This window comes from Polaribacter glomeratus (assembly GCF_002954665.1).
In the GTDB taxonomy this organism is placed as follows: Bacteria; Bacteroidota; Bacteroidia; order Flavobacteriales; family Flavobacteriaceae; genus Polaribacter; species Polaribacter glomeratus.
On record NZ_MSCM01000002.1, the window covers coordinates 501,078 to 523,293 of the forward strand.

General features: G+C 30.4%; 24 protein-coding genes. 15 read left to right on the forward strand and 9 right to left on the reverse strand.

Translation table 11 applies throughout. The features are described 5' to 3' along the window. Nucleotides 1-14: 14 nt before the first annotated feature. Entirely contained in the window at nt 15-1,004 is a 990-nt protein-coding gene (locus BTO16_RS12120) for a FecR family protein (RefSeq protein ID WP_105021942.1), read from the reverse strand. 73 nt (nt 1,005-1,077) lie between these two features. Continuing rightward, on the reverse strand, nt 1,078-1,641 hold the full coding sequence (locus BTO16_RS12125; protein WP_105021943.1) for an RNA polymerase sigma factor: 564 nt from the start codon (nt 1,639-1,641) through the stop codon (nt 1,078-1,080). 146 nt (nt 1,642-1,787) lie between these two features. Between BTO16_RS12125 and BTO16_RS12130 the strand changes: the two genes are divergently transcribed. The 11 genes from BTO16_RS12130 to can all read left to right on the forward strand — a co-directional run bounded on the left by BTO16_RS12130 (nt 1,788) and on the right by can (nt 13,433). After that, nucleotides 1,788-2,777 carry an AAA family ATPase gene (locus BTO16_RS12130; RefSeq protein ID WP_105021944.1) on the forward strand — a complete coding sequence of 330 codons (990 nt, stop codon included), beginning with the start codon at nt 1,788-1,790 and terminating at the stop codon, nt 2,775-2,777. 114 nt (nt 2,778-2,891) lie between these two features. Then, nucleotides 2,892-3,761: a DUF58 domain-containing protein gene (locus BTO16_RS12135; RefSeq protein WP_105021945.1), complete on the forward strand. Its 870-nt coding sequence runs from the start codon at nt 2,892-2,894 to the stop codon at nt 3,759-3,761. Nucleotides 3,762-3,768: 7 nt separating this feature from the next. Beyond that, a complete protein-coding gene (locus BTO16_RS12140; RefSeq protein WP_105021946.1) occupies nt 3,769-4,683 on the forward strand; it encodes a hypothetical protein in 915 nt (304 codons plus the stop codon). Further along, nucleotides 4,670-5,677, forward strand: coding sequence for a vWA domain-containing protein (locus BTO16_RS12145; protein ID WP_105021947.1), 1,008 nt, complete (start codon nt 4,670-4,672; stop codon nt 5,675-5,677). Before BTO16_RS12140 ends, BTO16_RS12145 begins: the two co-directional genes overlap by 14 nt. Before the next feature lie 356 nt (nt 5,678-6,033). Next, on the forward strand, nt 6,034-7,080 hold the full coding sequence (locus BTO16_RS12150; RefSeq protein WP_105021948.1) for a vWA domain-containing protein: 1,047 nt from the start codon (nt 6,034-6,036) through the stop codon (nt 7,078-7,080). 3 nt (nt 7,081-7,083) lie between these two features. Continuing rightward, a complete protein-coding gene (locus BTO16_RS12155; RefSeq protein ID WP_105021949.1) occupies nt 7,084-7,890 on the forward strand; it encodes a tetratricopeptide repeat protein in 807 nt (268 codons plus the stop codon). A 21-nt stretch (nt 7,891-7,911) separates the two neighbouring features. Further along, entirely contained in the window at nt 7,912-9,681 is a 1,770-nt protein-coding gene (locus BTO16_RS12160; protein WP_105022900.1) for a BatD family protein, read from the forward strand. Nucleotides 9,682-9,747: 66 nt separating this feature from the next. Continuing rightward, nucleotides 9,748-10,497: a tetratricopeptide repeat protein gene (locus BTO16_RS12165; RefSeq protein WP_105021950.1), complete on the forward strand. Its 750-nt coding sequence runs from the start codon at nt 9,748-9,750 to the stop codon at nt 10,495-10,497. After that, nucleotides 10,497-10,829: a hypothetical protein gene (locus BTO16_RS12170; protein ID WP_146105400.1), complete on the forward strand. Its 333-nt coding sequence runs from the start codon at nt 10,497-10,499 to the stop codon at nt 10,827-10,829. Before BTO16_RS12165 ends, BTO16_RS12170 begins: the two co-directional genes overlap by 1 nt. An 89-nt stretch (nt 10,830-10,918) precedes the next feature. After that, complete coding sequence (locus tag BTO16_RS12175; protein WP_211298234.1) at nt 10,919-12,790, forward strand: SulP family inorganic anion transporter; 1,872 nt, start codon at nt 10,919-10,921, stop codon at nt 12,788-12,790. A 1-nt stretch (nt 12,791) separates the two neighbouring features. After that, nucleotides 12,792-13,433 (forward strand): carbonate dehydratase, encoded by a 642-nt coding sequence (can, locus tag BTO16_RS12180; protein WP_105021953.1) that lies wholly within the window; start codon nt 12,792-12,794, stop codon nt 13,431-13,433. A gap of 81 nt (nt 13,434-13,514) precedes the next feature. Here can and BTO16_RS12185 read toward each other — a convergent pair whose 3' ends face one another. Beyond that, nucleotides 13,515-14,477, reverse strand: coding sequence for a sodium-dependent bicarbonate transport family permease (locus BTO16_RS12185; protein ID WP_105021954.1), 963 nt, complete (start codon nt 14,475-14,477; stop codon nt 13,515-13,517). 87 nt (nt 14,478-14,564) lie between these two features. On the opposite strand from BTO16_RS12185, the gene BTO16_RS12190 reads away from it, so the two are divergent. Continuing rightward, nucleotides 14,565-15,494 (forward strand): LysR family transcriptional regulator, encoded by a 930-nt coding sequence (locus tag BTO16_RS12190; RefSeq protein WP_105021955.1) that lies wholly within the window; start codon nt 14,565-14,567, stop codon nt 15,492-15,494. Here the strand turns inward: BTO16_RS12190 and BTO16_RS12195 are convergent. Continuing rightward, the gene (locus BTO16_RS12195) at nt 15,487-16,008 is read right to left on the reverse strand and encodes a CvpA family protein (protein ID WP_105021956.1); all 522 of its coding nucleotides are present in this window, start codon (nt 16,006-16,008) and stop codon (nt 15,487-15,489) included. The two genes, BTO16_RS12190 and BTO16_RS12195, sit on opposite strands and share 8 nt — an antisense overlap. Before the next feature lie 80 nt (nt 16,009-16,088). On the opposite strand from BTO16_RS12195, the gene BTO16_RS12200 reads away from it, so the two are divergent. Beyond that, nucleotides 16,089-16,448 carry a hypothetical protein gene (locus BTO16_RS12200; RefSeq protein ID WP_105021957.1) on the forward strand — a complete coding sequence of 120 codons (360 nt, stop codon included), beginning with the start codon at nt 16,089-16,091 and terminating at the stop codon, nt 16,446-16,448. Here BTO16_RS12200 and BTO16_RS12205 read toward each other — a convergent pair. After that, nucleotides 16,445-17,242 carry an SDR family oxidoreductase gene (locus BTO16_RS12205; protein WP_105021958.1) on the reverse strand — a complete coding sequence of 266 codons (798 nt, stop codon included), beginning with the start codon at nt 17,240-17,242 and terminating at the stop codon, nt 16,445-16,447. The two genes, BTO16_RS12200 and BTO16_RS12205, sit on opposite strands and share 4 nt — an antisense overlap. Nucleotides 17,243-17,344: 102 nt before the next feature. Here BTO16_RS12205 and BTO16_RS12210 point away from each other — a divergent pair, with 102 nt between their 5' ends. Continuing rightward, nucleotides 17,345-18,715 carry a TlpA family protein disulfide reductase gene (locus BTO16_RS12210; RefSeq protein WP_211298235.1) on the forward strand — a complete coding sequence of 457 codons (1,371 nt, stop codon included), beginning with the start codon at nt 17,345-17,347 and terminating at the stop codon, nt 18,713-18,715. Nucleotides 18,716-18,718: 3 nt separating this feature from the next. Here the strand turns inward: BTO16_RS12210 and BTO16_RS12215 are convergent, their stop codons facing one another. Further along, the gene (locus BTO16_RS12215) at nt 18,719-19,078 is read right to left on the reverse strand and encodes a YraN family protein (RefSeq protein WP_105022902.1); all 360 of its coding nucleotides are present in this window, start codon (nt 19,076-19,078) and stop codon (nt 18,719-18,721) included. A 355-nt stretch (nt 19,079-19,433) separates the two neighbouring features. On the opposite strand from BTO16_RS12215, the gene BTO16_RS12220 reads away from it, so the two are divergent. Next, nucleotides 19,434-20,120, forward strand: coding sequence for a hypothetical protein (locus BTO16_RS12220; RefSeq protein WP_105021959.1), 687 nt, complete (start codon nt 19,434-19,436; stop codon nt 20,118-20,120). Here BTO16_RS12220 and BTO16_RS12225 read toward each other — a convergent pair. The 3 genes from BTO16_RS12225 to BTO16_RS12235 are packed head-to-tail and all read right to left on the reverse strand — an operon-like array spanning nt 20,107 to nt 22,119. Next, a complete protein-coding gene (locus tag BTO16_RS12225) occupies nt 20,107-21,108 on the reverse strand; it encodes a S66 peptidase family protein (RefSeq protein WP_105021960.1) in 1,002 nt (333 codons plus the stop codon). The two genes, BTO16_RS12220 and BTO16_RS12225, sit on opposite strands and share 14 nt — an antisense overlap. Nucleotides 21,109-21,110: 2 nt before the next feature. Beyond that, entirely contained in the window at nt 21,111-21,740 is a 630-nt protein-coding gene (locus tag BTO16_RS12230; protein WP_245892109.1) for a hypothetical protein, read from the reverse strand. Then, a complete protein-coding gene (locus BTO16_RS12235) occupies nt 21,706-22,119 on the reverse strand; it encodes a hypothetical protein (protein ID WP_146105401.1) in 414 nt (137 codons plus the stop codon). Before BTO16_RS12235 ends, BTO16_RS12230 begins: the two co-directional genes overlap by 35 nt. Nucleotides 22,120-22,216 lie beyond the last annotated feature (97 nt).

A 22,216-nucleotide genomic window follows, 5' to 3' on the forward strand; every position in this document is an offset into this window, starting at 1 on the left:
ATTTAAATTTACACCTATTTCTTACTGATAATTAAATTATCACCTTGTCTGATAATAGCTACATCAACAGATTTTTCTATAGCTTTTATACAGATGTCAATATTTGTAGCAGGCACAGCTCCTGTTATTAATATGTTTTTACAATTCTCATCCTTAAAAATGATCGAAAAACCATACGTTTCTTCAATCTTATCCATAGCTACTTCCAAAGATAAGTTTTCAAAAAACAAAGAACCATCTTTCCATGAAGTTTTTGTAGCAGGATTAAAAATATTTTTATCTTCTAAAATTTTATTTTTGTCTGCCGAATAAGAAATATAATTACCCGGAATCATTTTTTTGTCTGCGCCATTCTTTAATTTTAACCAAATACTTCCTTCCTCTAAAAAAACATCTGTTTTGTTCTTTTTAGTATTTACGTTAAAAGAGGTACCATAAACTTCTACAGATAAATCATCCGTTAAAACCCAAAATTTCGCGTTCGTTGCGGCCTTTTTATCAACCTGAAAAAAAGCTTCACCAGACAACCAAACTTTTCTGCTTTCATTTTTATAATACGATAAACTGGAGTTTGAATTCAAAGTAACATCACTTCCATCTTGCAACTTGATGTTTATAATTTCCCCGAAATTAGTTTTGTGCGTAACTTTAGAAGTACTATTCAAAAAATAAAAACCGATAGAAACAAGCAAAAGTATAGATGCTGCAACACTAAATTGTCTTAAAAAACGTACTTTTCTTTTTGGAATTGTTTTTTGAGCTAGAATTTTAGACTCCAATTTTTGCCACTCTAAAGCAACTTTCTCTTTATTCACAAAATCGGTCTTAAAAGAAAACCCTAAAATAAGTTCTTTAGCTTTGTCTACTAATTCTTTCTTATCAAGGTTGTTCGCAATCCAAAATTCCCAAAAATGTATATCTGTAGCGTTATTTTGTAAAACCCAATTATTAAAAGAAGCGTCTTCTAGAAAATCATTTAGGTTGTTATATTTTTTTTTAATCATTGCAATTCTATGTTCGGTTGTATTTATATAAGTATTTTTTTTACTTTTTATACTCTTAATACTATGTTAAAGATTAACTAAATAACTTTAATATTGAAATTTCTTCTTTTAAACTCTTTATCGCCTTGTGCAAAGTGTTTACAACACTCTGGTAATTTATACCCATTACTTCGGATATTTCTGAGGCTTTTAATCCGCTGTAATATTTTAAGTAAATAGCCTCTTTTTGTCTACTTGGTAACTTATTTAGTAAAAGTGATAGATTTCTGTTTTTAAAAATAGCTGTTTCTTGGTTTGTGATAACCTCTTCTGCAGTAAATTGTATGTCAATAAAAATTTCATTAGAAAAATCTGTATGTTTCAACATTTCATTTTTCTTCATCACCTTTAATAAAAAGCGTTTGTAAGATGTAAAAAGGTAGGGAGCAATGGTATCTAAATCACTTAAATTTTCTCGACGCTCATAAATGTAAAGAAAAAAGTCTTGCAGCGTATCTTCTGTAACTACATTGCTTTTCGATATTTTTAAACCATAACTGTGTAACTGCGGATAGTAACTTTCAAAAAGTACAGAAAAAGCATTTAAATCTCCTTCTTTTAATGCTTTCCATAAAAACTTATCTGTTAATTTTTCCATGTAAAATTGTAATCGTCAATAATCCTTAAAAGTACTAAAAAATAACATATCATCTTTAACCTTCTTTTAACAACATTAATTTTGTTAATATTGCTAATATTGTAGCTTTGTTGGTCAAGAAAGTTAATACTTAATAAAATTATATTATGGATGTAGATGTAAGAGCGATTAATGAAAAAATCGAAAGAGAAAGTGCCTTTATAGACATTCTTACTTTAGAAATGAATAAAGTAATTATTGGTCAAAAACAGATGATTGAAAGTTTGTTAATTGGCTTACTTGGTAATGGTCATATTTTGCTAGAAGGTGTTCCTGGGTTGGCAAAAACTTTAGCAATTAATACGCTATCTAAAGCAGTAGACGCAAGCTTTAGTAGAGTACAATTTACACCAGATTTATTACCCGCAGATGTTGTTGGAACCATGATTTACAACATGAAAATAAATGATTTTTCTATTAAAAAAGGACCCATTTTTGCAAACTTTGTATTAGCAGACGAGATAAACAGAGCACCTGCAAAAGTACAATCTGCATTATTAGAAGCAATGCAAGAGCGTCAAATTACAATTGGCGACACTACTTTTAAATTAGATGAGCCTTTTTTAGTAATGGCAACTCAAAACCCTGTAGAGCAAGAAGGAACCTATCCTTTACCAGAAGCACAAATTGATAGATTTATGCTAAAAGTAGTTATTGATTATCCAAAACTGCAAGACGAACAAATTATTATGCGTCAAAATTTATCTGGTAGCTACGCAACTGTAAACCCTGTAATATCTGTAGAACAAATTTTAAGAGCAAGAAGCGCTGTTAATGAAGTTTATATGGATGAAAAAATTGAAAAATATATTTTAGATATCATTTTTGCAACGCGTTATCCAGAAAAATATAATTTACCAAAATTAAAAGATTTAATAAGTTTTGGAGCTTCTCCTCGTGGAAGTATCAACTTAGCAAAAGCGGCTAAATGTTATGCTTTTATAAAACGAAGAGGCTATGTAATTCCAGAAGATGTTAGAGCCGTAGTTTTTGATGTTTTACGCCACAGAATAGGAATTACCTATGAAGCGGAGGCAGAAAATGTAACTTCTGTAGACATTATTAACGCAATTATTAACGAAGTTGAAGTACCATAGAAAAGAGTTGGCAGTATCCAGTATCTGTTGGCAGTTGCTTACTTGTTCTGAATACTAAATTATAACACTCATCAGTTTGCTTAGTACTGCGACTGAAAACTGTTTACTAAAAAAATGGATACCAAAGAGATACTTAAAAAAGTTCGTAAAATAGAGATCAAGACACGACGTTTGTCTGATCATATTTTTGGAGGCGAATACCATTCGTCATTCAAAGGTCGTGGTATGACTTTTTCTGAAGTACGACAATATCAATTTGGCGATGATGTAAGAGCAATTGATTGGAATGTAACCGCGCGTTACAACGAGCCTTATGTAAAAGTTTTTGAAGAGGAACGAGAATTAACCATGTTATTAATGGTTGATATTTCTGGCTCGGAATCTTTTGGAACAGCTACACAATTTAAAAAAGATACAATTACAGAAATTGCGGCAACACTCGCTTTTTCTGCCACTCAAAATAATGACAAAGTAGGTTTAATTCTGTTTTCTGATGATATTGAGTTATATATTCCGCCTAAAAAAGGAAAAAGTCATGTTTTACGAATTATTAGAGAATTAATTGAGTTTAAACCAAAAAGTAAAAAAACGGATATTTCTGTGGCTTTAAAGTTTTTATCAAGTGTGATGAAAAAAAGAGCGATTGTTTTTATGTTATCAGATTTTATTGATGATGATTATGAAAAAACACTAAAAATTGCTGCAAAAAAACACGATGTAACCGGCATCCGTATTTACGATAAACATGATGAAGAAATTCCGAATTTAGGAATGGTACAAATGTTAGATGCAGAAACTGGTGCAGTTCAAATGGTAAATACATCCTCAAAATCCATCCGAAGAAATTACAAAGCAAATGCTTTACGTTTAACAGATTATTATATAAATACTTTTAAAAGAAGTGGCGCAGGAACCATTAACACAAGAGTTGATGAAGGTTACGTGAAAAAATTATTAGGCTATTTTAAACACAAAGGAAGATAAGCAAAAAATGAAAAAATACATTTTACATATTTTTTTACTCATAGCAACAATCACTTTTGCTCAAAATCCAAAAGTAAAAGCTCAAATTGAAACTTCGCAAATTAGAATTGGTGAACAATTTAGTTTAAGAATTTCTGTGAATGAAATTAACAACGTTATTTTACCTAAACTAGAATTAAAAGGTTTAGAAGTTATTGATTCGGCTAAGATAGACACGCTTAACAACATGCTTATTCAAAAGTATATTTTAACCGGTTTTGATAGTGGTGCCTATTACATTCCGCAGCAACAAATATTCATTAGAAACCAAGCTTATCTTACAGATTCACTGCTTGTAAACGTTGCAACCGTTAAAATAGACACTACAAAGGTTAAGAAATTTCCAATAAAAACCATTAAAGCAGAACCGTACACGTTCGATGATTTTAAAATGTACATATATATTTTACTAGCTGCTTTGGCAATTATTGGTTTTTGGATTTATTGGTTTGTTATCAGAAAAAGAAAAACCGAAGAAGACAGTCCTACTTTTAGAATTTTACCTCCTTTCGAAGAGGCTATCTACAAGTTAAATGAATTGGATGAAAAACTATTATGGCAAAACAATAAAGTTAAAGAATATTATAGCGAGTTAACAGAAATTGTGCGTGGTTATATTGAACGCGAATTAAAAGTACCTGCTTTAGAAAAAACTACGGATGAAATTGTAGAAATGCTTAGAGATTTTAATGAAGCACAAACTATAAATACATCTAAAGAAACTATTAAAAAACTAAAAGAGTTATTGCAAGAGGCAGATTTAGTAAAATTCGCAAAATCGAAACCATTGTCTTTAGAAATTGAAGAAGATAGAAAAGATGCGCTAGACATTATTAGTAATTTAAAACCTAAACCAATTAAGAAAGATGATGAATTGGAATAATTTTGAATTTCTAAACCCAGAGTTTTTATGGCTGTTACTTTTAATTCCTGTTTTAGCCATTTGGTATTTCTTTATGCGCAAAAAAGATGTTGCCGTTTTAACCATACCAAGCATAAAAGGTTTTAATGCACCAACTTCTATTTTATCGAAATTAAAACCAGTTTTATCTCTTTTAAGAATCTTAGCTTTAGCGGCAATTATTGTTGCGTTGGCAAGACCAAGAAATGTTTCTGTAAGTAAAAAAACAAAAACAAACAGAGGTATCGATATTGTAATGGCTATTGATGTTTCTGCAAGTATGTTGGCGCGAGATTTAAAACCAAATAGATTAGAAGCGCTTAAAAAAGTAGCTGTAGATTTTGTTGATAGAAGGCCAAATGACAGAATTGGGATTGTAGTGTATGCAGGAGAAAGCTTTACACAAACACCAATTACAAGTGATAAAAATATTGTAAAACGTACAATTTCTGAACTAAGATGGGGACAGCTTGATGGCGGAACAGCAATAGGAATGGGTTTAGGTTCTGGCGTAAATAGATTAAAAGAAAGTGAGGCAAAATCTAAAGTAATTATTTTATTGACCGATGGTGTAAATAACTCTGGTAATATCGACCCAAGAACTGCAACAGAACTTGCAAAAGAATTAGGCATAAAAGTATACACAATAGGAATTGGAACAAACGGAATGGCAGATTTTCCATGGAGCAAAGATCCTAGAACTGGTCAATTAAACTTTAGAAAACAACAGGTAGAAATTGATGAGAAATTGCTAAAAGAAATTGCAAAAGAAACGCAAGGAAAATATTTTAGAGCAACCGACAATACGTCATTAAAAGAAATTTATGACGAAATTGATAAACTCGAAAAAACAAAAATAGAAGAATTTAAATATTACAACCATCAAGAAATGTATAGAGATCTGGTCTTTTTAGCTCTTGGTTTTTTGATACTAGAATTTATATTAAAAAATACATTATTTAAGAGTTTTATATAAATGAGTTGTATAAATGTTTAAGCGTTTAATTGTTATAGGATGTTTGTATTTTCATTTGAAAAATTAGAGGTTTGAAAAGAAGCAATTGAACTTTCAAAAGAAAGCGATAAAGTAACAGCTAGTTTTTCTAGTGATGAAAAATATAGATTAATAAGTCAAATTAGAAGTTTTAAATCATATCCAAAGAATTAGAATTTATTTCTGATGAAGAATATTTAAAATTAAGAGAACGTATTTATAAAATATCAAACATGCAAAATGCATTAAGAAAATCACAACTTAAAAAGGTGTAACTGTATCCAACCATGTTTGCACAATTACACGTTTAAACAAATACACGATTCAACAATTAAGAAATGTACAAATTAGAAGAACCAATTTATTTTTATCTGCTAGCAATTATTCCTGCAATGATTGTTGTTTTTCTGTTGGTTTTATGGTGGAAAAAGAGAACACAACGTAAATTTTCTAATCCAGATTTATTAAAAAAATTAGCACCAAATTCATCAACATTTAAATCATCCTTAAAATTGATTATGTTGTTGTTAGGAGTTGCTTTTTTGGTGATTTCTTTGGTAAACCCTAAAATGGGTTCTAAACTAAAGACGATAAAAAGAGAGGGTGTAGACATCGTTTTTGCATTGGATGTTTCTAAAAGTATGTTAGCAGAAGATATTGCACCTAACAGATTAGAAAAAGCGAAACAAATTATTTCAAAAATCATAGATCAATTAGGTAGTGATAGAGTTGGTATTATTGTTTATGCAGGTAATGCGTATCCGCTTTTACCTATAACAACAGATCATGCAGCAGCTAATATGTTTTTGCAAAATGCAAATCCAGATATCGTTTCTAGTCAAGGAACCGCCATTAATGAAGCTTTAGAATTGGCAAAAACGTACTATAATGACGACGAACAAACCAATCGTTTTTTAGTTATTATTTCTGATGGTGAAGATCATCAAGAAGAAACCAAACAAATGGCACAAGACTTATCTAATAAAGGGATAAAGATTTATACCGTTGGTGTTGGTACAGAAAAAGGGGCGCCAATACCTTTGCGCGAAAGTGGTTCTATGATTGGCTACAAAAAAGATAATAGTGGCGAAACTGTAATTACAAAACGGGTACCAACTGTTTTAGAAGATATTGCAGAAATTGCAAACGGGCAATATATTGATGGTAATAGTACCGAAAACCCTGTAAAAGAGATTTTTGATATTATTGCAAACGCGCAAAAAAGTGAGTTTGAAACCAAACAATTTTCTGATTATAAAGATCAATTTCAGTGGTTTTTAGGAATCGGAATCTTATTTTTAGTCTTGGATATTTTCTTATTTGATAAGAAAACAAAATGGTTAAGAAAGGTAGATTTATTTAATGAAGAAAAAGCAAAAAAATAAACCATGAAATTATTACAAAACATACTTATTTTATGCTTGCTATTTTTGTCATCAACAAAAATACTTGCCCAAAAAGATTCTCTTGCATTGCAGCGTAAAGCAAGAAGCTTAGTAAGAGATGGCAATCAATTATATGCACAAAAACAATATACAGACGCTTCTGTTGCTTACAAAAAAGCATTAGAAAATAGCGCTAGTTATGACAAGGCAAGTTATAATTTAGGTAATGCCATGTATCAAAATAAAAATTTTAAAGAAGCTGCACCCCAATACGAATTAACAGCAAAAACAGCTACAGATAAGTTTACAAAAGCAGAAGCTTACCATAACCTTGGCAACTCTATGATGGAAACTAAAAACTTTCAAGGTGCTGTAGATGCTTATAAAAACTCATTAAGAAACAACCCAACTGATGATGAAACTCGCTATAATTTAGCCGTTGCTCAAGAATTGTTAGAAAAGGAGAAGCAAGATAATAAAGACGATAAAAATAAGGACAATAAAGATAATAAAGACCAAGATAAAAAGGATAAAGACGATCAAAATAAAGATAAAAATAAAGACAAAAAAGACAACGACGACAAGGATAAAAAGGATGATAAAGATGGTGAAGGAAATAAAAAACCATATCCAAAAAATGATGACAAAAAAGATCCAAATGAAAAGCCTAAACCTCAAAAAGGAAAAATGTCTCCTCAGCAAATTAAGCAATTACTAGAAAGCTTAAATAATGAGGAAAAAAAGACCCAAAAGAAAATGAATGCAGAAAAAGCGAAGGGCGAAAAAGTAAAACAAGAAAAAGATTGGTAAATTTGATGTTTTAAGATGGCGATGCAATTGAAACTTTACATATGTATTTTTATAAGCTTACTAACATTTACAGCTTTTGCGCAAGACGCAGAATTATCTGTAGATGTTAGCAAAAATAAACTAGGCTTAAACCAACGTTTACGAATCGAATTTTCTATTAACAAACAAGGCGCAGATAATTTTACGCCACCAAGTTTTAGAGAATTTAAAGTAATACAAGGTCCTAGTCAATCTGTTAGTCAATCTTGGATAAACGGTAAAGTAACTTTCTCTCAATCTTACACCTATATTATTGAGCCTAAAAGAAAAGGGGAACTTATTATAGAGGCTGCGAGTATAAAATATAACAGCGGAATTTTAAATTCCAAAATGATGAAAATCATTGTGGTAGATCCTATTGATATACCAGAAAACCCTAACGACCCAGATTATATTGCGCAGCAAAATATTCATTTAGTTGCAGAAGTTTCTAAATCTCAACCTTTTGTAGGTGAAGGAATTTATGTAGAATATAGATTGTATGTAAGCGAAAATGTTAGTGTTTATGACACATCTGTAACAGAGGCGCCACAGTACAACGGTTTTTGGAATCAAGAGATTAAAATTGATGGCTTTTCTGTAAAACCAGGAAAGTACAACAATGAAAACTACAGATATATTGTACTTCATAAAGCATTGTTAATTCCTACAAAAACAGGTAATCTTACTATTGATCCTATGAAAATGGACATCGTAATTGGTGTTCCAACAGGACGAGCAGACTTTTTTGGGAATGTTATTACTAGAAATATCAGAAAAGAATTTGCATCAGCTAAAAAGGTCATCAATCCTAAAAGTCTTCCTTTTGATGGAAAACCAGAAAATTTCACCGGTGCCGTTGGTAATTTTTCTTTTGATGTTTCTTTGAGTAAAAATGATTTAAAAGCAAATGAATCTTCGCAAATTAAAGTAACGGTTTCTGGTAAAGGAAATTTAAAATTATTTGAATTACCGGTGATAGAAACCCCTGCAGAACTAGAAAAATATCAACCAGAAAGAAAAGAAAATGTAAATGTTGAACCCGACGGAATATCGGGATCTGTAACAGATACGTATACTATTGTGCCACAATACAAAGGCAAATATAAAATACCAAATACTACTTTTTCTTATTTTAACCCTATCAAAGAGAAATACGAAACGATTGCTACCAATGATTTGTATGTTGAAGTTTTAGAAGGAAAAGAATTGGCATCCAACTCAAATAATAACGGAAATTATATACAAAAACAAGACGTAGTTTCTACAGGTAATAACTTTAGATATATAGCTACCAACAGTAACTTTGAGACCAAAGAAAGTAGCGATTTTTACAAATCTAACTTATTTTATTTATTGTTATTATTGCCTTTATTTGCTATTCCTGTCGGAATTATTATTGCAAAAAATAATGAAAAAAGAAATAGTGATGTTATTGGTAGAAAACAAAGAAAAGCAGAACGATTAGCTAAAAAATATTTATCCGAAGCACAAAAACAATTAGGTAAAAAAGAAGCTTTTTATGAAGCTTTAGAACGTGCTTTACACAATTATTTAAAAGCAAAATTAAGTATAGAAATTGCGGATATTAGCAAAGAAAATATAGCTCAAATTTTAGAACAGAAAAAAGTTGATGCGCCAACTATTCATCAATTTATTGATGTTTTAAAAGCTTCGGATTTTGCGCGTTATACACCAATAACAAATACAGAAATGAAGGAAGAATTTGAAAGAGCAAAACAAGTAATAGTTCAATTAGACAAACAATTGTAAGTTAAAACATTATTTACCTACTAAGTAAATGAGTAAACACTAAAAGAGTAACAATTTTTTTATCGGATGAAAAAAATCTTATTTTTAATACTATTTATTGCCAATACAATCTCTGCACAAAGTGTTGATGGTTTGTTTTCGTCTGCAAATGATTTGTATAAAAACGAAAAGTTTGAACAAGCAATAGAACTCTATAAAAAAATTGAATCTAAAGGTTTAGCATCATCTGAATTGTACTATAATTTAGGAAATTCTTACTATAAACTAAACAAAGTTGGGCCTTCTATTTATTACTTTGAAAAGGCTTTAAAAAAGAATCCTTTAAACGAAGATGTAAAAAATAACTTAATTTTTGCAAAACGTTTAGCACTTGATAAAATTGAAGAATTGCCAAAAACAGTATTTCAAAAATTTAATATTAATTACCTACAACAACTCACTTACAATCAATGGGCAATTGTAGTTATTGTGTTTTCTGTTTTGGGAAGTTTACTATTTTTACTGTTTTATTTTGCGGATACTCCTTTTATAAAACGGTTCTATTTTGTAACCAGTTCGGTTAGTTTTATTCTTTTAATTGCCGCTTTAGTAATTACATTTAATCAGTATTCAATTTCTAAAAATAACAAAGAAGCGATTGTTTTTGCAGAAGAAACAGAAGTTAGAAATGCACCAACTTTTAACTCAGAAGAAGTATTTACTTTGCACGAAGGCACAAAAGTTTTAGTTTTAGACGCAATTGATAGCTGGAAAAAGATTAAATTGGCCGATGGTAAAATTGGTTGGATTATTGCCGATGAGGTAAAAGAACTTTAATGACATTTAATAAACGATTTATTTTTAAGATATTGTTTTTAATGACGCTCTCATTAAAGCTCTCTTTTGTTGTTTATCAAAATATAGCGCAGCTTGCCACTACCGAAGAAATTTCAGCCCTTTTAGATGTTGATCAATCTGAAGAAGAAGAAGAAGAAGAAGAAGAAGAAGAAGAAGAAAATAGATTGGATTCTTCTGTAAAAATTTATCAAAAATTAAACTGCTTTTTTACGTTTACTCTTTCACAAAAAGAAAAATACCATTCTATCGCTGTTGTAAAACACAAGGTTTTACCTAAAGAATTTACATCGCAACCTCCACGATTAGGATAATCCTGGTTCAATCAAAAAAAATCAATCTTTATTTTAACTTTATACGCTTATCATTTTAATAGTGATGCGTAAAAATCAATCAATCATTTATGAAAAAACTTTTTTCAAATATAAAAGGTGACGCTTTTGGTGGTATTACAGCTGGTATTGTAGCTTTACCTTTAGCATTAGCATTTGGAGTTTCGTCTGGTTTAGGACCAAGTGCCGGTTTATATGGTGCTATTTTTATCAGTTTTTTTGCTGCTCTTTTTGGCGGAACAAGTACTCAGATTTCTGGACCAACTGCACCCATGACAGCTGTAAGTATGGTGGTAGTTGCTGGTATTGTTGCCGCCAATGACGGTGATCTTTCTAAAGCTTTACCCGCTATTTTAACGGTGTTTTTATTAGCAGGACTTTTTCAAATTGGATTAGGTTTAATAGGTCTTGGAAAGTACATTAGATATATTCCCTACCCAGTTGTGTCTGGTTTTATGACAGCAATCGGAGTAATTATTTTACTGACTCAAATTTTACCTTCTGTAGGTTATTATCCAAAAGAAGATACAGAATTTGTAAATACCTTTAAGCCACAAGCACAAGAGGTTATTTTAGAAAACATCTTAAAGGATGAAGCTAAAGAAGGAATCTTGGTTTTAGAAAACTTTGAAGAAACGACTATTAGAGGAGGTAAAATTACTGCTGAAGAAATAGAAACAGAATCCCAAACTTTAGCCGCAAAAGAAACCTCGGGAGCTTTAGGGGCGATTAAAGCTTTTCCAAGAGCAATACAAAATATAAACTTATTAGAACTTTTACTAGCACTAGGAACTATTATTATTATCTACGGATTTAAACGGATAACGACCAAAATACCAAGTACGCTCGTTGCCCTAGTTGTAATGTCTGGTGTTGCAGTTGGTTTTAGTTTGGATTATAGAACTATTCAAGAAATACCAAGTGGAATTCCGGAAATTAGATGGGAAATATTTTCTGGATTTACATTATCAAGCCTTACACCTTACATTTTTACCGCTTTAACATTAGCACTTTTAGGAGCCATCGACTCGCTCTTAACAAGCGTTGTTGCAGATAACATGACAAAAACAAAACACAAACCTAACAAAGAATTGGTGGGGCAAGGAATAGGAAATAGTATCGCTGCTTTGTTTGGCGGAATTCCTGGTGCGGGTGCAACTATTAGAACTGTTGTAAACATTAATGCTGGTGGAAAAACCAAACTTTCTGGAATGATTGCTGGTGTAATGTTACTAATTATTATGCTAGGTTTAGGACCTGTTGCATCTAAAATTCCTGCGGCAGTTTTAGCAGGTATTTTAATTACAGTAGGTATTGGCGTAATGGATTACAAAGGATTAAAAGCAATACCGAGTTTACCTAAAGACATGAAAATAGGTCCTTTTAAAGTTAGCTCTGAAGTGTTAATTATGATTGTGGTTTTAATTTTATCAACTTTCTGGAATTTGGTATATGCCGTAGGGATTGGTCTTGTGATTGCATCACTAATGTTTATGAAAAAGATTGGAGATTTAACAGCAGAACGATCCAACGTTAAAACATTAAAAGAAGAAGCTTGGTCGGATGAAATAGATTTTCCTGATAGTTTAAAAGAAGAAGTTTTTATCAAACATATAAAAGGACCTTTATTCTTTGGATCAACGAGTGATTTTCAAGCGCTTTCTGAACAAATTCCAGACACAGCTAAAACTGTTATCATGCGTCTAGGAAGAATGCAATACATGGATCAAACTGGTTTATACGCAATGGAAGATATGCTACAAGATTTAAAAACTAAGAATATTGAAGTTTTATTTGTAAATTTATTAAAACAACCAAGATATATGATGGAACGAATTGATATAATTCCAGATTTTATACCAAAAGAGCATATTTTTAAATCTTTTGATGAATGCACAGCTTGGATAAAACAAAGTTTAAAGACAAACACTAAAATAGTATAGTATGAAAAATAAATATTACCATCAACTATTAACTAACAACAAAAAGTGGGTTAGTGAAATGCTAGAAAAAGATGAAAACTATTTTAAAAGCTTAGCCGAAGGACAAAAACCACCTGTTTTGTGGATTGGTTGCGCAGACAGTAGAGTGCCTGCAAATCAAATTACTGGTACACTTCCTGGTGAAATATTTGTTCATAGAAATATTGCAAATATGGTTATTCATACAGACATGAACATGTTAAGTGTATTAGATTATGCTGTAAACCACCTAAAAGTAAAACATATTATTGTTTGTGGCCATTACGGTTGTGGTGGTGTTGAAGCTGCGATGCAAAATAAATCTTTAGGTTTAATCAATAAATGGATTAGAAATATTAAAGAAGTTTATAAGGATAATTATACCGAACTTAAAAAAATAACAGACGAACGCAAACGTTTTGACCGCTTGGTAGAATTAAATGTAATAGCGCAAGTATATGATTTAGCAAAGACGTCTATTGTACAAAGATCTTGGAAAGATGATAGTGGTCTAGAAATTCATGGTTGGGTGTATGGTTTAAATGATGGTGTTATTAAAGATTTAAAAGTATCTATGGATAGCGCAGCACATTTAGATGATATTTTTACGTTAGATTTAGATTAAACTAAAACACAATTTTAAAACTAAAAAAACCATCAGAATTAATTTTTCTGATGGTTTTTTACTTTTAAGAAAAAAACATACTTAAAACAATTGGACAATTGCAAAATAAATAGGCATCCCAATTGTTATGTTAAACGGAAACGTAATACCCAAAGCCATAGGTATATAAATACCAGCATCTGCTCTTGGTTCTGCTAACTTCATAGTTGCCGGAACTGCAATATAAGATGCACCTGCAGCTAAAATTGCAAATAAGAATCTGTTACCTGCACTTTCTGTAATAAAGCCACTTAAATATGCTACAATCATTCCGTTAAAAAGCGGAACGAGAATCCCAAAGAAAAATAAGAACAATCCATATTTCTTAAATCCTTTAATTCTACTCGCTGTAACCATTCCCATTTCTAATAAGAAAAGGGATAAAAATCCTTTAAAGATATCTGTAGTAAAAGGCTCTATTCCGCGGGCTTGTGTTGCATCCGCAATTAAACCTATAACCAAACTACCTACTAACATTAAAACACTACCACTTGTAAATGAGTGTTTTATAATACTTCCTATTGATTTTTTTTCTTTTTGTGTGGAGTCGTTCACCATAATTAAAATAACACCCACAATTATAGCAGGCGACTCCATAATTGCCATAATTGCAACCATATGTCCTCCAAAAGTGATGCCTTGATTCTCTAAAAAAGAAACTGACGTTACAAAAGTTACTGCACTTACAGAACCATAAGCCGCAGCTATTGCACCTGCATTTGGTATACCAACTTTACTTTTTAACATATAAAATGTGTAGATAGGTACAATTACAGAAAGAAAAATAGCAAATAAAATTGAGTATAAAATTTCTGCATTAAATTCGCTGTGCGAAAGTTCTTGACCGCCTTTAAATCCGATAGCAAAAAGTAAATACAGTGAAATAAACTTTGAGGATGATTCGGGTATTTTTAAATCGCTTTTTACCAAGGTGGCGATAATACCAAGAACAAAAAATAATAATACCGGGTTTGTTAAATTACTTATTAAAACATCTATATTCATTTATTGATTTTTAAAATCTGACAAAACTAAAAGCAAATATTCATATATTTTTATTTAATTTCGTTATACCAAACATAAATATTTTTAATGAACTTTACCTTACATCAACTAAAAGTTTTTACCACAATTGTAGAAAACAAAAGCATTACCAAAGCTGCTAACGAATTAAACATGACGCAGCCTGCAGCTTCTATACAACTAAAAAATTTTCAAGATCAGTTTGATATTCCTTTATCAGAAATAATAGGAAGACAGTTTTATGTAACCGATTTTGGTAGAGAAATTTTTGTAATTGCAGAAGAAATTTTAAATAAAACAGAAACGATACAATACAAAACAGAGGCGTTTAGAGGCTTACTTTCTGGTAAGTTAAAAATATCTGTAGTGTCTACAGGTAATTATGTAATGCCTTATTTTTTAAGCGGATTTTTAAAAAAATATCCAAAAGTAGAACTCGTTTTAGATGTATCTAATAAAACAACTGTTATAAAAGATTTAGAGCAAAATTTAGTCGACTTCTCTCTGGTAACTGTAAGTCCTAGTCATTTAGAAATTGAAGAATTGCCACTTATGGACAATCATTTGGTTTTAGTAGCATCCAAAGAAAATAAAATTATTAGCGAAAAAGGAACCTCAATTTTTAAAACAATTCCCTTAATTTATAGAGAAGAAGGTTCTGGCACTAGACACACGATGCAGCAATTTTTTAAACAAGAAAAAATTGCACCAAAAATTAAATTAGAATTAACGTCTAACGAAGCCATAAAACAAGCTGTCGTTGCAAATATTGGTGTCTCTATTGTGTCTTTGCTTAGTATAAAAAACGAATTGTTACAAAACGAGTTAAAAATAATTCCGGCAAAAGGGTTGCCTTTAAAATCGGTGTGGAAATTAATCTATTTAAAAAAGAAAACTTTATCGCCTGTGGCAAAAGCATTTTTAGCTTATGTAGCTTCAGAAAAAGAAACGGTTTATAAAAACTATTTTAGCTGGATTGATAATACAGAGTTTAATTAAATTTTAGTTCTTTTTTACCGTCTTTTCCTTCTTTTATAATAGATGGAAATAAAGCGGGTGCAATCTTTTTTACTGGGTTGTATAAAATAGATGCATCTAAAGTTTCTTGTTTTACAAAAGGTATTGTGCTATTTATACTGCCAAAAAAAGTGAAAATTACACTTAAAATTAAGGTAATTTTTAGCGCACCAAAAACGCCTCCTAATAATTTATTTAACATTCCTAACGCAGTTATATCTGCAATTTTTGTCAAAATTTTCCCAATTACAATTACCACAAGTACTACCGTTAAAAAAGTTACTGCAAATGCTACAATTCTGTTGGTTTCGTCAGACCAATTTAGATAGCTAGAATTTAATAAATAAACTTCTAAATGATGCGCATAATGAATCGCTACAAACACACCCGCAATAATTGCCACTAAAGATGCAACTTCTGCAAAAAATCCTTTCATAATTCCTCTTACAAAAGCAAAAAGCAGCAATGCACCAATAATGATGTCAAAAATATTCATTCAAAATAGTTTTTGTAAATCTACATCCTTTTTTTAAAAATTAAAAATGGACAGTGTATCTTTACACTTTAAACAGTTTTATGACAAAAGTTAGTAATTTAAAAGAAAAGTGGAATTATTTAGTAACCAAACTAACTGACGATTTTTCTGAAGGTGAGGAATTAAATTTAGACGGAATTATCTATTTAATTGGCGTGCAAGAGTTGGGGCAAGGTCATAGAGAATTTAAAAAAGACGAAAAAGTAAACTTAATGCATATTGCAATCTGCAAGTTATTAGAGCCTTACGGATATTATGAATTCGATTATTTTGATGAAGATGGTTGGCCACATTTTAAAACACTTACAGAATTACCAAACTTAAAAGGTGGTGAACAAACTATTTTAATGAAAGACGCTATTGTTTCTTATTTTGAAACTTTAGACTATTTTGAAGATTAAGTAACACTAAGTTTACGAATCATTTTTGAGAACAACTTTGGGTAAAAGCGTTTTACATACACGCCTAATTTCTCTTTTGCACCCGCAATATAGACTTCCTCTTTTTTGTTTAGAATTGCTTTAGCCATTAATTTTGCAAAACGGTCTGGAGCAATTCCATTAGCAGTAGCAGTATCCATTTTTTGCTGTGGTGTTCCATTACCAGTTAACGCGTTTTTAGAAACATTTGTATTTACAAAACCCGGGCAAACCAATGTTACCATAATATTATCTAGATAATGCTCTGTGCGTAAACTATCAAAAAAACCATGTAAAGCGTGTTTACTTGCTGCATAACTAGAGCGTAAAGGTGTCCCTATTTTGCCAACAATACTTGTAGTTACTACAAAATGTCCTTTTTCATTTTTAATAAAATGTGGTAAAAGAGCTTTTGATAATGCAATTGTTCCTAGATAATTAATATCCATAATTCGCTTATCAACAGAAATTAGAGTGTCTTTCACAAACGATCTTTGACTAACTCCGCCATTATTTACCAAAATATCTATTTTGCCAAAAGCAGCAATAGCTTGATCAACTTTTGGCTGTAAATTTGTATAATCCTCTAAATCTAACGTAACTATTTTTACATCATTTGGGTTTTTACATAGCTTTTTAACCAGTGCTAACTCTTGGTTTTTTCTTGAAGATAAAATAAGTTTCGCATTTTGATTAGATAGCGCTATTGCTAACGCTTTTCCTATTCCGGAAGAAGCTCCAGTTATCCATATTATTTTATCAGAAAAACCACTCATAATTATTTATTATTTAACGTTACAATATACTTAAATTGATGCAGATATAGTACATTTGACATGTTTTTTGAACATAAAAATCAAAAAGCAAAATATAAAAAAATGATGAAAACTATTTTCTATTTTATCCTATTTATTACCTCGGTAGCAAATGCACAATATTCTATAAAAGGTACTATGAGCCCAAAAATAGTTAGTGATTGGGTTATTTTGTATAAAGTTGAAGGCACAAAACAAGTTTTTGTAAGTAATACTACTATAAAAATTGATTCTATGACTATTAGTGGTAAAAAAAAAGCCATTAGCCGCTTTGAATTTACGCTAAAACCAGAAGCAAAGCCGGGTGCTTATAGAATAAGTTACAGAACTGAAGGTGAAGGATTTTTAGACTTTTTTTTCAATAAAGAAAACATCTCTTTTATTTTTAATCCAGACTATCCAGATCAAACTGTTTCTTTTTCAAAATCATCAGAAAACAAGCTTTACAAAGAATATTCAGCAGCCATCTCTAAAGCTCAAAGTAAATTAGACTCTATACAAATTGCAGCAGTTCAAAACCCAAAAGCAGACTTAAAAACAGCCTATCAAAAGGCCTATAAAAAAGTAAATACCATTCAAAATAAATACGTAGAAGTATCTAAAGAAAAATACATTGCTCCTATTATAAAAGCGAGTGTTCAAAGCAATTCTACAGATATTTTAACCTCTGTAGATGCTTATCTTTTTAATATTAAAAATACATTTTTTAACAAATTAGACTTTTCTAACAAAACGTTGTTGAATTCTTCTTTTTTGACGGATAGAATTGTATCCTATGTTTTTTACATTAATTATTCTGATGACAATAGAACACAACAAAGACTTTATAAAGAATCTATAGAAACGGTGCTCTCTAAAATTAAAAATCAAACTTACAAAAGAGATATTATAGAGTTTTTAATAGTACAATTCGAAGCTTATAAAAATTTAGAAATTATAGATTATCTGTTTGAAAACAAATACAACAAACTACCAGAAGCATTACAAAGTGCTAAATTTAAAGCAGAAAAAAAAGCATTATTTGCCTCTGAAGTTGGCAGAACTGCGCCAGATTTTTCTTGGAAAGAAAACGGAAAAACGCTTAAACTTTCTACTTTAAATGACGCAGAAAAATATGTCTTGGTTTTTTGGAGCACAACTTGCTCTCATTGTATGCGAGAAATGCCGCTGCTACATACTTACTTGAAAAATAAGAAAAATATAAAAGTAATAGCTTTTGCTTTAGAGGATGATGCTTTTGTTTGGGAGAACTATTCTAAAACCAATTTAAATGGCTGGCACAATGTATTAGGTTTAAATAAATGGGAGAATGAAACAGCTAAAGCCTATCAAATTTTCTCTACGCCAAGTTATTTTGTGTTAGATAAAAATAAAAAAATTGTTGCAAAACCGTATGATATTGATGAAGTTAAAGAATATTTAGAAAAAAAATAAGTCCTAAAAATGAAGAAAAGCATTTTCTAAATGTTCAATTTTTGTGTCATTTTTTTTACAAAGAACTGCAATAACATCAAAACGCACCTCTACATCTAAATCTCTTTGTACCACATAATAATCAATTGCAGAAACCAATAGTTTTATCTTTTTAGGTGTAATAAAATCTTGCGGATTTCCAAAATAATCAGAACTTCTTGTTTTTACTTCTACAGCTGCCAAAATATCTTTTATCTGGGCGATGATATCCACTTCTGCTTTTAAGTATCGATAATTTTTTTCCAAGATTTTATACCCGTTTTCAATTAAGAAATCGACTGCTAACTTCTCTCCTTTTTTACCAAGTTCATTGTGTTCTGCCATAATTAAACCTTTTGTAATCATTTTACCAAAATACTTTTTTGGCTTGTTATTGCTACTTCTAAAAAATAAATTTACAAATAAATTATCTAAATAATTGAACATTAATAAGTAGAATTATTATTGACGATAAAATACATTAAACTGCTTCGTTTTTAAAAACAACCTAGCAACTAGCAGGCACGGAAACATTACATGAAGCTAACAGAACAGTTAAGATAATATCCTCGGCTTTAATTCTGATAAGATTAATTAGATAAATAAGACATCGCTTAAAAGTTTATTTTTAAAGAATTTAAATAAAAATAAGTACACCATATTTTTTGAGCTTTTAAAGCGGAACCTTTATCTTTGTTGTATGACGCAGACTACTTTAATTTGTTTTTTTGAATATGCAGGTTTCAAAAATAAATGGAATGCTTTTGCAAGAATGGGAAGACCGCCAATCTATTTAAATAAAACACCTGGTTTAACTTTTTTTAAACCACTAGGAACAGGAAGTGGCAATGGTTTCTCTATAAAACCAGACTTTTCTACTTTTGGGTTTATCACTGTTTTTGAGAGTGAAGAACATGCCAAAATATTTACACAAACAAAAGTTGTTGAACAATATAAAAAAAGTGCAACCAATTTTAGTATTGTATTTATGAAAACTATTAAAAGTCATGGTAATTGGAGTAAGCAAAATCCGTTTAAAAGCAGCACAGAACTAGATAAAAACAAACCTTTGGCTGTAATTACAAGAGCTACAATTAAACCTAAATTAGCGTATCAATTCTGGAAAAATGTACCCGAAGTTTCTAAATCTATGGATGCTTATAAAGAATTATTATATTCTAAGGGTATTGGAGAATTCCCGCTATTAATGCAAGCTACTTTTTCTATTTGGTCGTCTGCAGATGCCATGTTTAACTATGCCTACAGCAACCCAAAGCATGCAGAAATGGTAAAGAAAACGAGAGAACTTAACTGGTATTCAGAAGAGTTATTTGCGCGTTTTGAACCTTATCATACAGAAGGAAATTTAATAACTAATTTTCTTTAAAAACAAATGAAGAATTTTCTTTTCCGATAATTAACTCAACCTTTCTTCCAAAAATCATAGCTCTATTATCTGATTCGTGACCTGCAGGAAAATGAAATAAAACAGGAATCTCTTTTGGCAAAACATCTAAAATTAGTTGTTCTATAGAACTTCCCCATTCTGTTGAATTTGCTTTAATCCTTGACATATCGCCCACAACAACCGCTTTTACTTTTGTAAAATATCCTGCACGTTTTAAACTTTGTAACATCCGGTCGATAGCATATTTATATTCTCCAATTTCTTCAATAAAAAGAATTTTACCTTCCGTATTTATTTGACTTTTAGAACCTAACATAGAAGCTAAAATAGAAATGTTTCCGCCAATAACTTGTCCTGATATAACTTGACCTAATATTAACGAATTACCAGCATTGTTATATGCTGATGAAGGAATTGTGTAGCTAATTTCTTCGCCAAAAAGTGCTTTTTTAAAGGAGGCAACGGTTTCTAAAATATCTTCTGGTTTTTCACTTAAATTTGTAGCCATCATTCCGTGAATTGATTCTACTTTTAAAGTATGAATATGATTGTGAAAGGCAGTAATATCAGAATAACCAATAATCCATTTTGGATTGTTTTTAAACTTGGTAAAATTTAATTTATCTAAAATTCTCACAGATCCATAACCGCCTCTTGCCGCCCAAATTGCTTTGATATTTTTATTATCTAAAGCTTCTTGAAAATCCTGAGTTCGTTCGTTATCTGTTCCAGAAAAATGATTATTCTGATTAAATAAATTTTTACCTAAAACTACTTTTAGTCCCCAACTTTCTGCTAATTCTTTTGCTTTTTGAATGGTTTCCTGTTTATTCTTTAAAATGCCCGCTGGCGCCACAATGGCTATCGTATCGCCCACTTTTAAATACGGTGGCGTTTTAAATTTCTTTTGTGCAAATGCCGATGAAAAAGTCATCAATAATAAAAAGGGTAATACATTATTTTTCATTTTTAATATATTTTATGCCATCCTAAACCAAATGTTAAACCTAAACCAACATATGATCTTTTAGCAATGTTTGCGTATAATTTAAACCCAAAAGATCTACCAAAACTTGTTTTTTCCCCAACGGGAATTAATCCGTACAAGATTCTAAATCGCTCTTTATTTGGTTTAAAAAAACTCATTCCAATTTCTAATGGGAATCCTGCAAAGGTATCTCTTGTTTTAATATCCTCGTTAACATCTTCATTTATATTGTAAGAAATTCCGCCAGAAAAATGATACGCCATTCCGTCTTCGATATACCTTTTTCCATAAAGCGCCGCATATTCTGTTGTTGTATTGCTTACTACAGAAATGGGAATAAAAAAAAACCAATCTATTTTATCGATACTTGTTGTTTGTGAAGTTCTAAACGTGTACAAATTGTTTTTTGATTGATAATTAAGATTCCCCGCAACCGTAACCGCAGTTTTTCCTGTGTTTGAATATCCAACAAGAAAATCGCCAAATACAATTGGGTTCTCTTTTACTTTTATAGAATCTAGCTTTTCTTGTGCGGTTGTAGTTGAAAAAGCTACGAGAAAGAATAAAACTAAAAGTTTATTCCCATCCATTTTCTTTCCTATATTCTTCATTAGTTTTTATTTTGATTTTGTGAATGACTATTAATTTTTCAAATTTTAAGGAATCTAATTCAAGTGAATAGGTTTTCTGAAGTCTATCCTCATAATTTCTATTTAATTCTTTTTCTTTATCTATTAAAAAATACTTTAACGAGTCATTCTTTTTATTACTAATTAAAATAAACCTGTCATTAAAACCTAAAGATTCAATATTTTCAATCACATAAGGTCCTAAATATTGATATGGACTATCTTTAATTTTAGCAATATAAATACTATTAAACGCAGGTTCTACCATATAATAGAAATCTCCGCCTACATCTTTATCACCATAAAAATTACTGTTACATGAAAGGAAAAAAAACACTAAAATAAAGATACTTCTCTTCAAAATAATTCTTGGTTCTTGGTTCTAATAGTCAAAAAATCTATTTCTCGTAAATGTATCTATTTTCTATCGGATTTAAAAATTGCTTTTCCGTACTTTT

Coding starts and splice junctions, on each gene's coding strand:
- BTO16_RS12185 (WP_105021954.1), bottom strand. CDS start 14,477: ATGAATATAGATGTTTTAATAAGTAATTTAACAAACCCGGTATTATTA.
- BTO16_RS12220 (WP_105021959.1), top strand. CDS start 19,434: ATGACGCAGACTACTTTAATTTGTTTTTTTGAATATGCAGGTTTCAAA.
- BTO16_RS12135 (WP_105021945.1), top strand. CDS start 2,892: ATGGATACCAAAGAGATACTTAAAAAAGTTCGTAAAATAGAGATCAAG.
- BTO16_RS12150 (WP_105021948.1), top strand. CDS start 6,034: ATGTACAAATTAGAAGAACCAATTTATTTTTATCTGCTAGCAATTATT.
- BTO16_RS12155 (WP_105021949.1), top strand. CDS start 7,084: ATGAAATTATTACAAAACATACTTATTTTATGCTTGCTATTTTTGTCA.
- BTO16_RS12125 (WP_105021943.1), bottom strand. CDS start 1,641: ATGGAAAAATTAACAGATAAGTTTTTATGGAAAGCATTAAAAGAAGGA.
- can (WP_105021953.1), top strand. CDS start 12,792: ATGAAAAATAAATATTACCATCAACTATTAACTAACAACAAAAAGTGG.
- BTO16_RS12165 (WP_105021950.1), top strand. CDS start 9,748: ATGAAAAAAATCTTATTTTTAATACTATTTATTGCCAATACAATCTCT.
- BTO16_RS12190 (WP_105021955.1), top strand. CDS start 14,565: ATGAACTTTACCTTACATCAACTAAAAGTTTTTACCACAATTGTAGAA.
- BTO16_RS12215 (WP_105022902.1), bottom strand. CDS start 19,078: ATGGCAGAACACAATGAACTTGGTAAAAAAGGAGAGAAGTTAGCAGTC.
- BTO16_RS12175 (WP_211298234.1), top strand. CDS start 10,919: ATGAAAAAACTTTTTTCAAATATAAAAGGTGACGCTTTTGGTGGTATT.
- BTO16_RS12200 (WP_105021957.1), top strand. CDS start 16,089: ATGACAAAAGTTAGTAATTTAAAAGAAAAGTGGAATTATTTAGTAACC.
- BTO16_RS12160 (WP_105022900.1), top strand. CDS start 7,912: ATGCAATTGAAACTTTACATATGTATTTTTATAAGCTTACTAACATTT.
- BTO16_RS12225 (WP_105021960.1), bottom strand. CDS start 21,108: ATGAAAAATAATGTATTACCCTTTTTATTATTGATGACTTTTTCATCG.
- BTO16_RS12230 (WP_245892109.1), bottom strand. CDS start 21,740: ATGAAGAATATAGGAAAGAAAATGGATGGGAATAAACTTTTAGTTTTA.
- BTO16_RS12170 (WP_146105400.1), top strand. CDS start 10,497: ATGACATTTAATAAACGATTTATTTTTAAGATATTGTTTTTAATGACG.
- BTO16_RS12195 (WP_105021956.1), bottom strand. CDS start 16,008: ATGAATATTTTTGACATCATTATTGGTGCATTGCTGCTTTTTGCTTTT.
- BTO16_RS12205 (WP_105021958.1), bottom strand. CDS start 17,242: ATGAGTGGTTTTTCTGATAAAATAATATGGATAACTGGAGCTTCTTCC.
- BTO16_RS12130 (WP_105021944.1), top strand. CDS start 1,788: ATGGATGTAGATGTAAGAGCGATTAATGAAAAAATCGAAAGAGAAAGT.
- BTO16_RS12140 (WP_105021946.1), top strand. CDS start 3,769: ATGAAAAAATACATTTTACATATTTTTTTACTCATAGCAACAATCACT.
- BTO16_RS12210 (WP_211298235.1), top strand. CDS start 17,345: ATGATGAAAACTATTTTCTATTTTATCCTATTTATTACCTCGGTAGCA.
- BTO16_RS12145 (WP_105021947.1), top strand. CDS start 4,670: ATGAATTGGAATAATTTTGAATTTCTAAACCCAGAGTTTTTATGGCTG.
- BTO16_RS12120 (WP_105021942.1), bottom strand. CDS start 1,004: ATGATTAAAAAAAAATATAACAACCTAAATGATTTTCTAGAAGACGCT.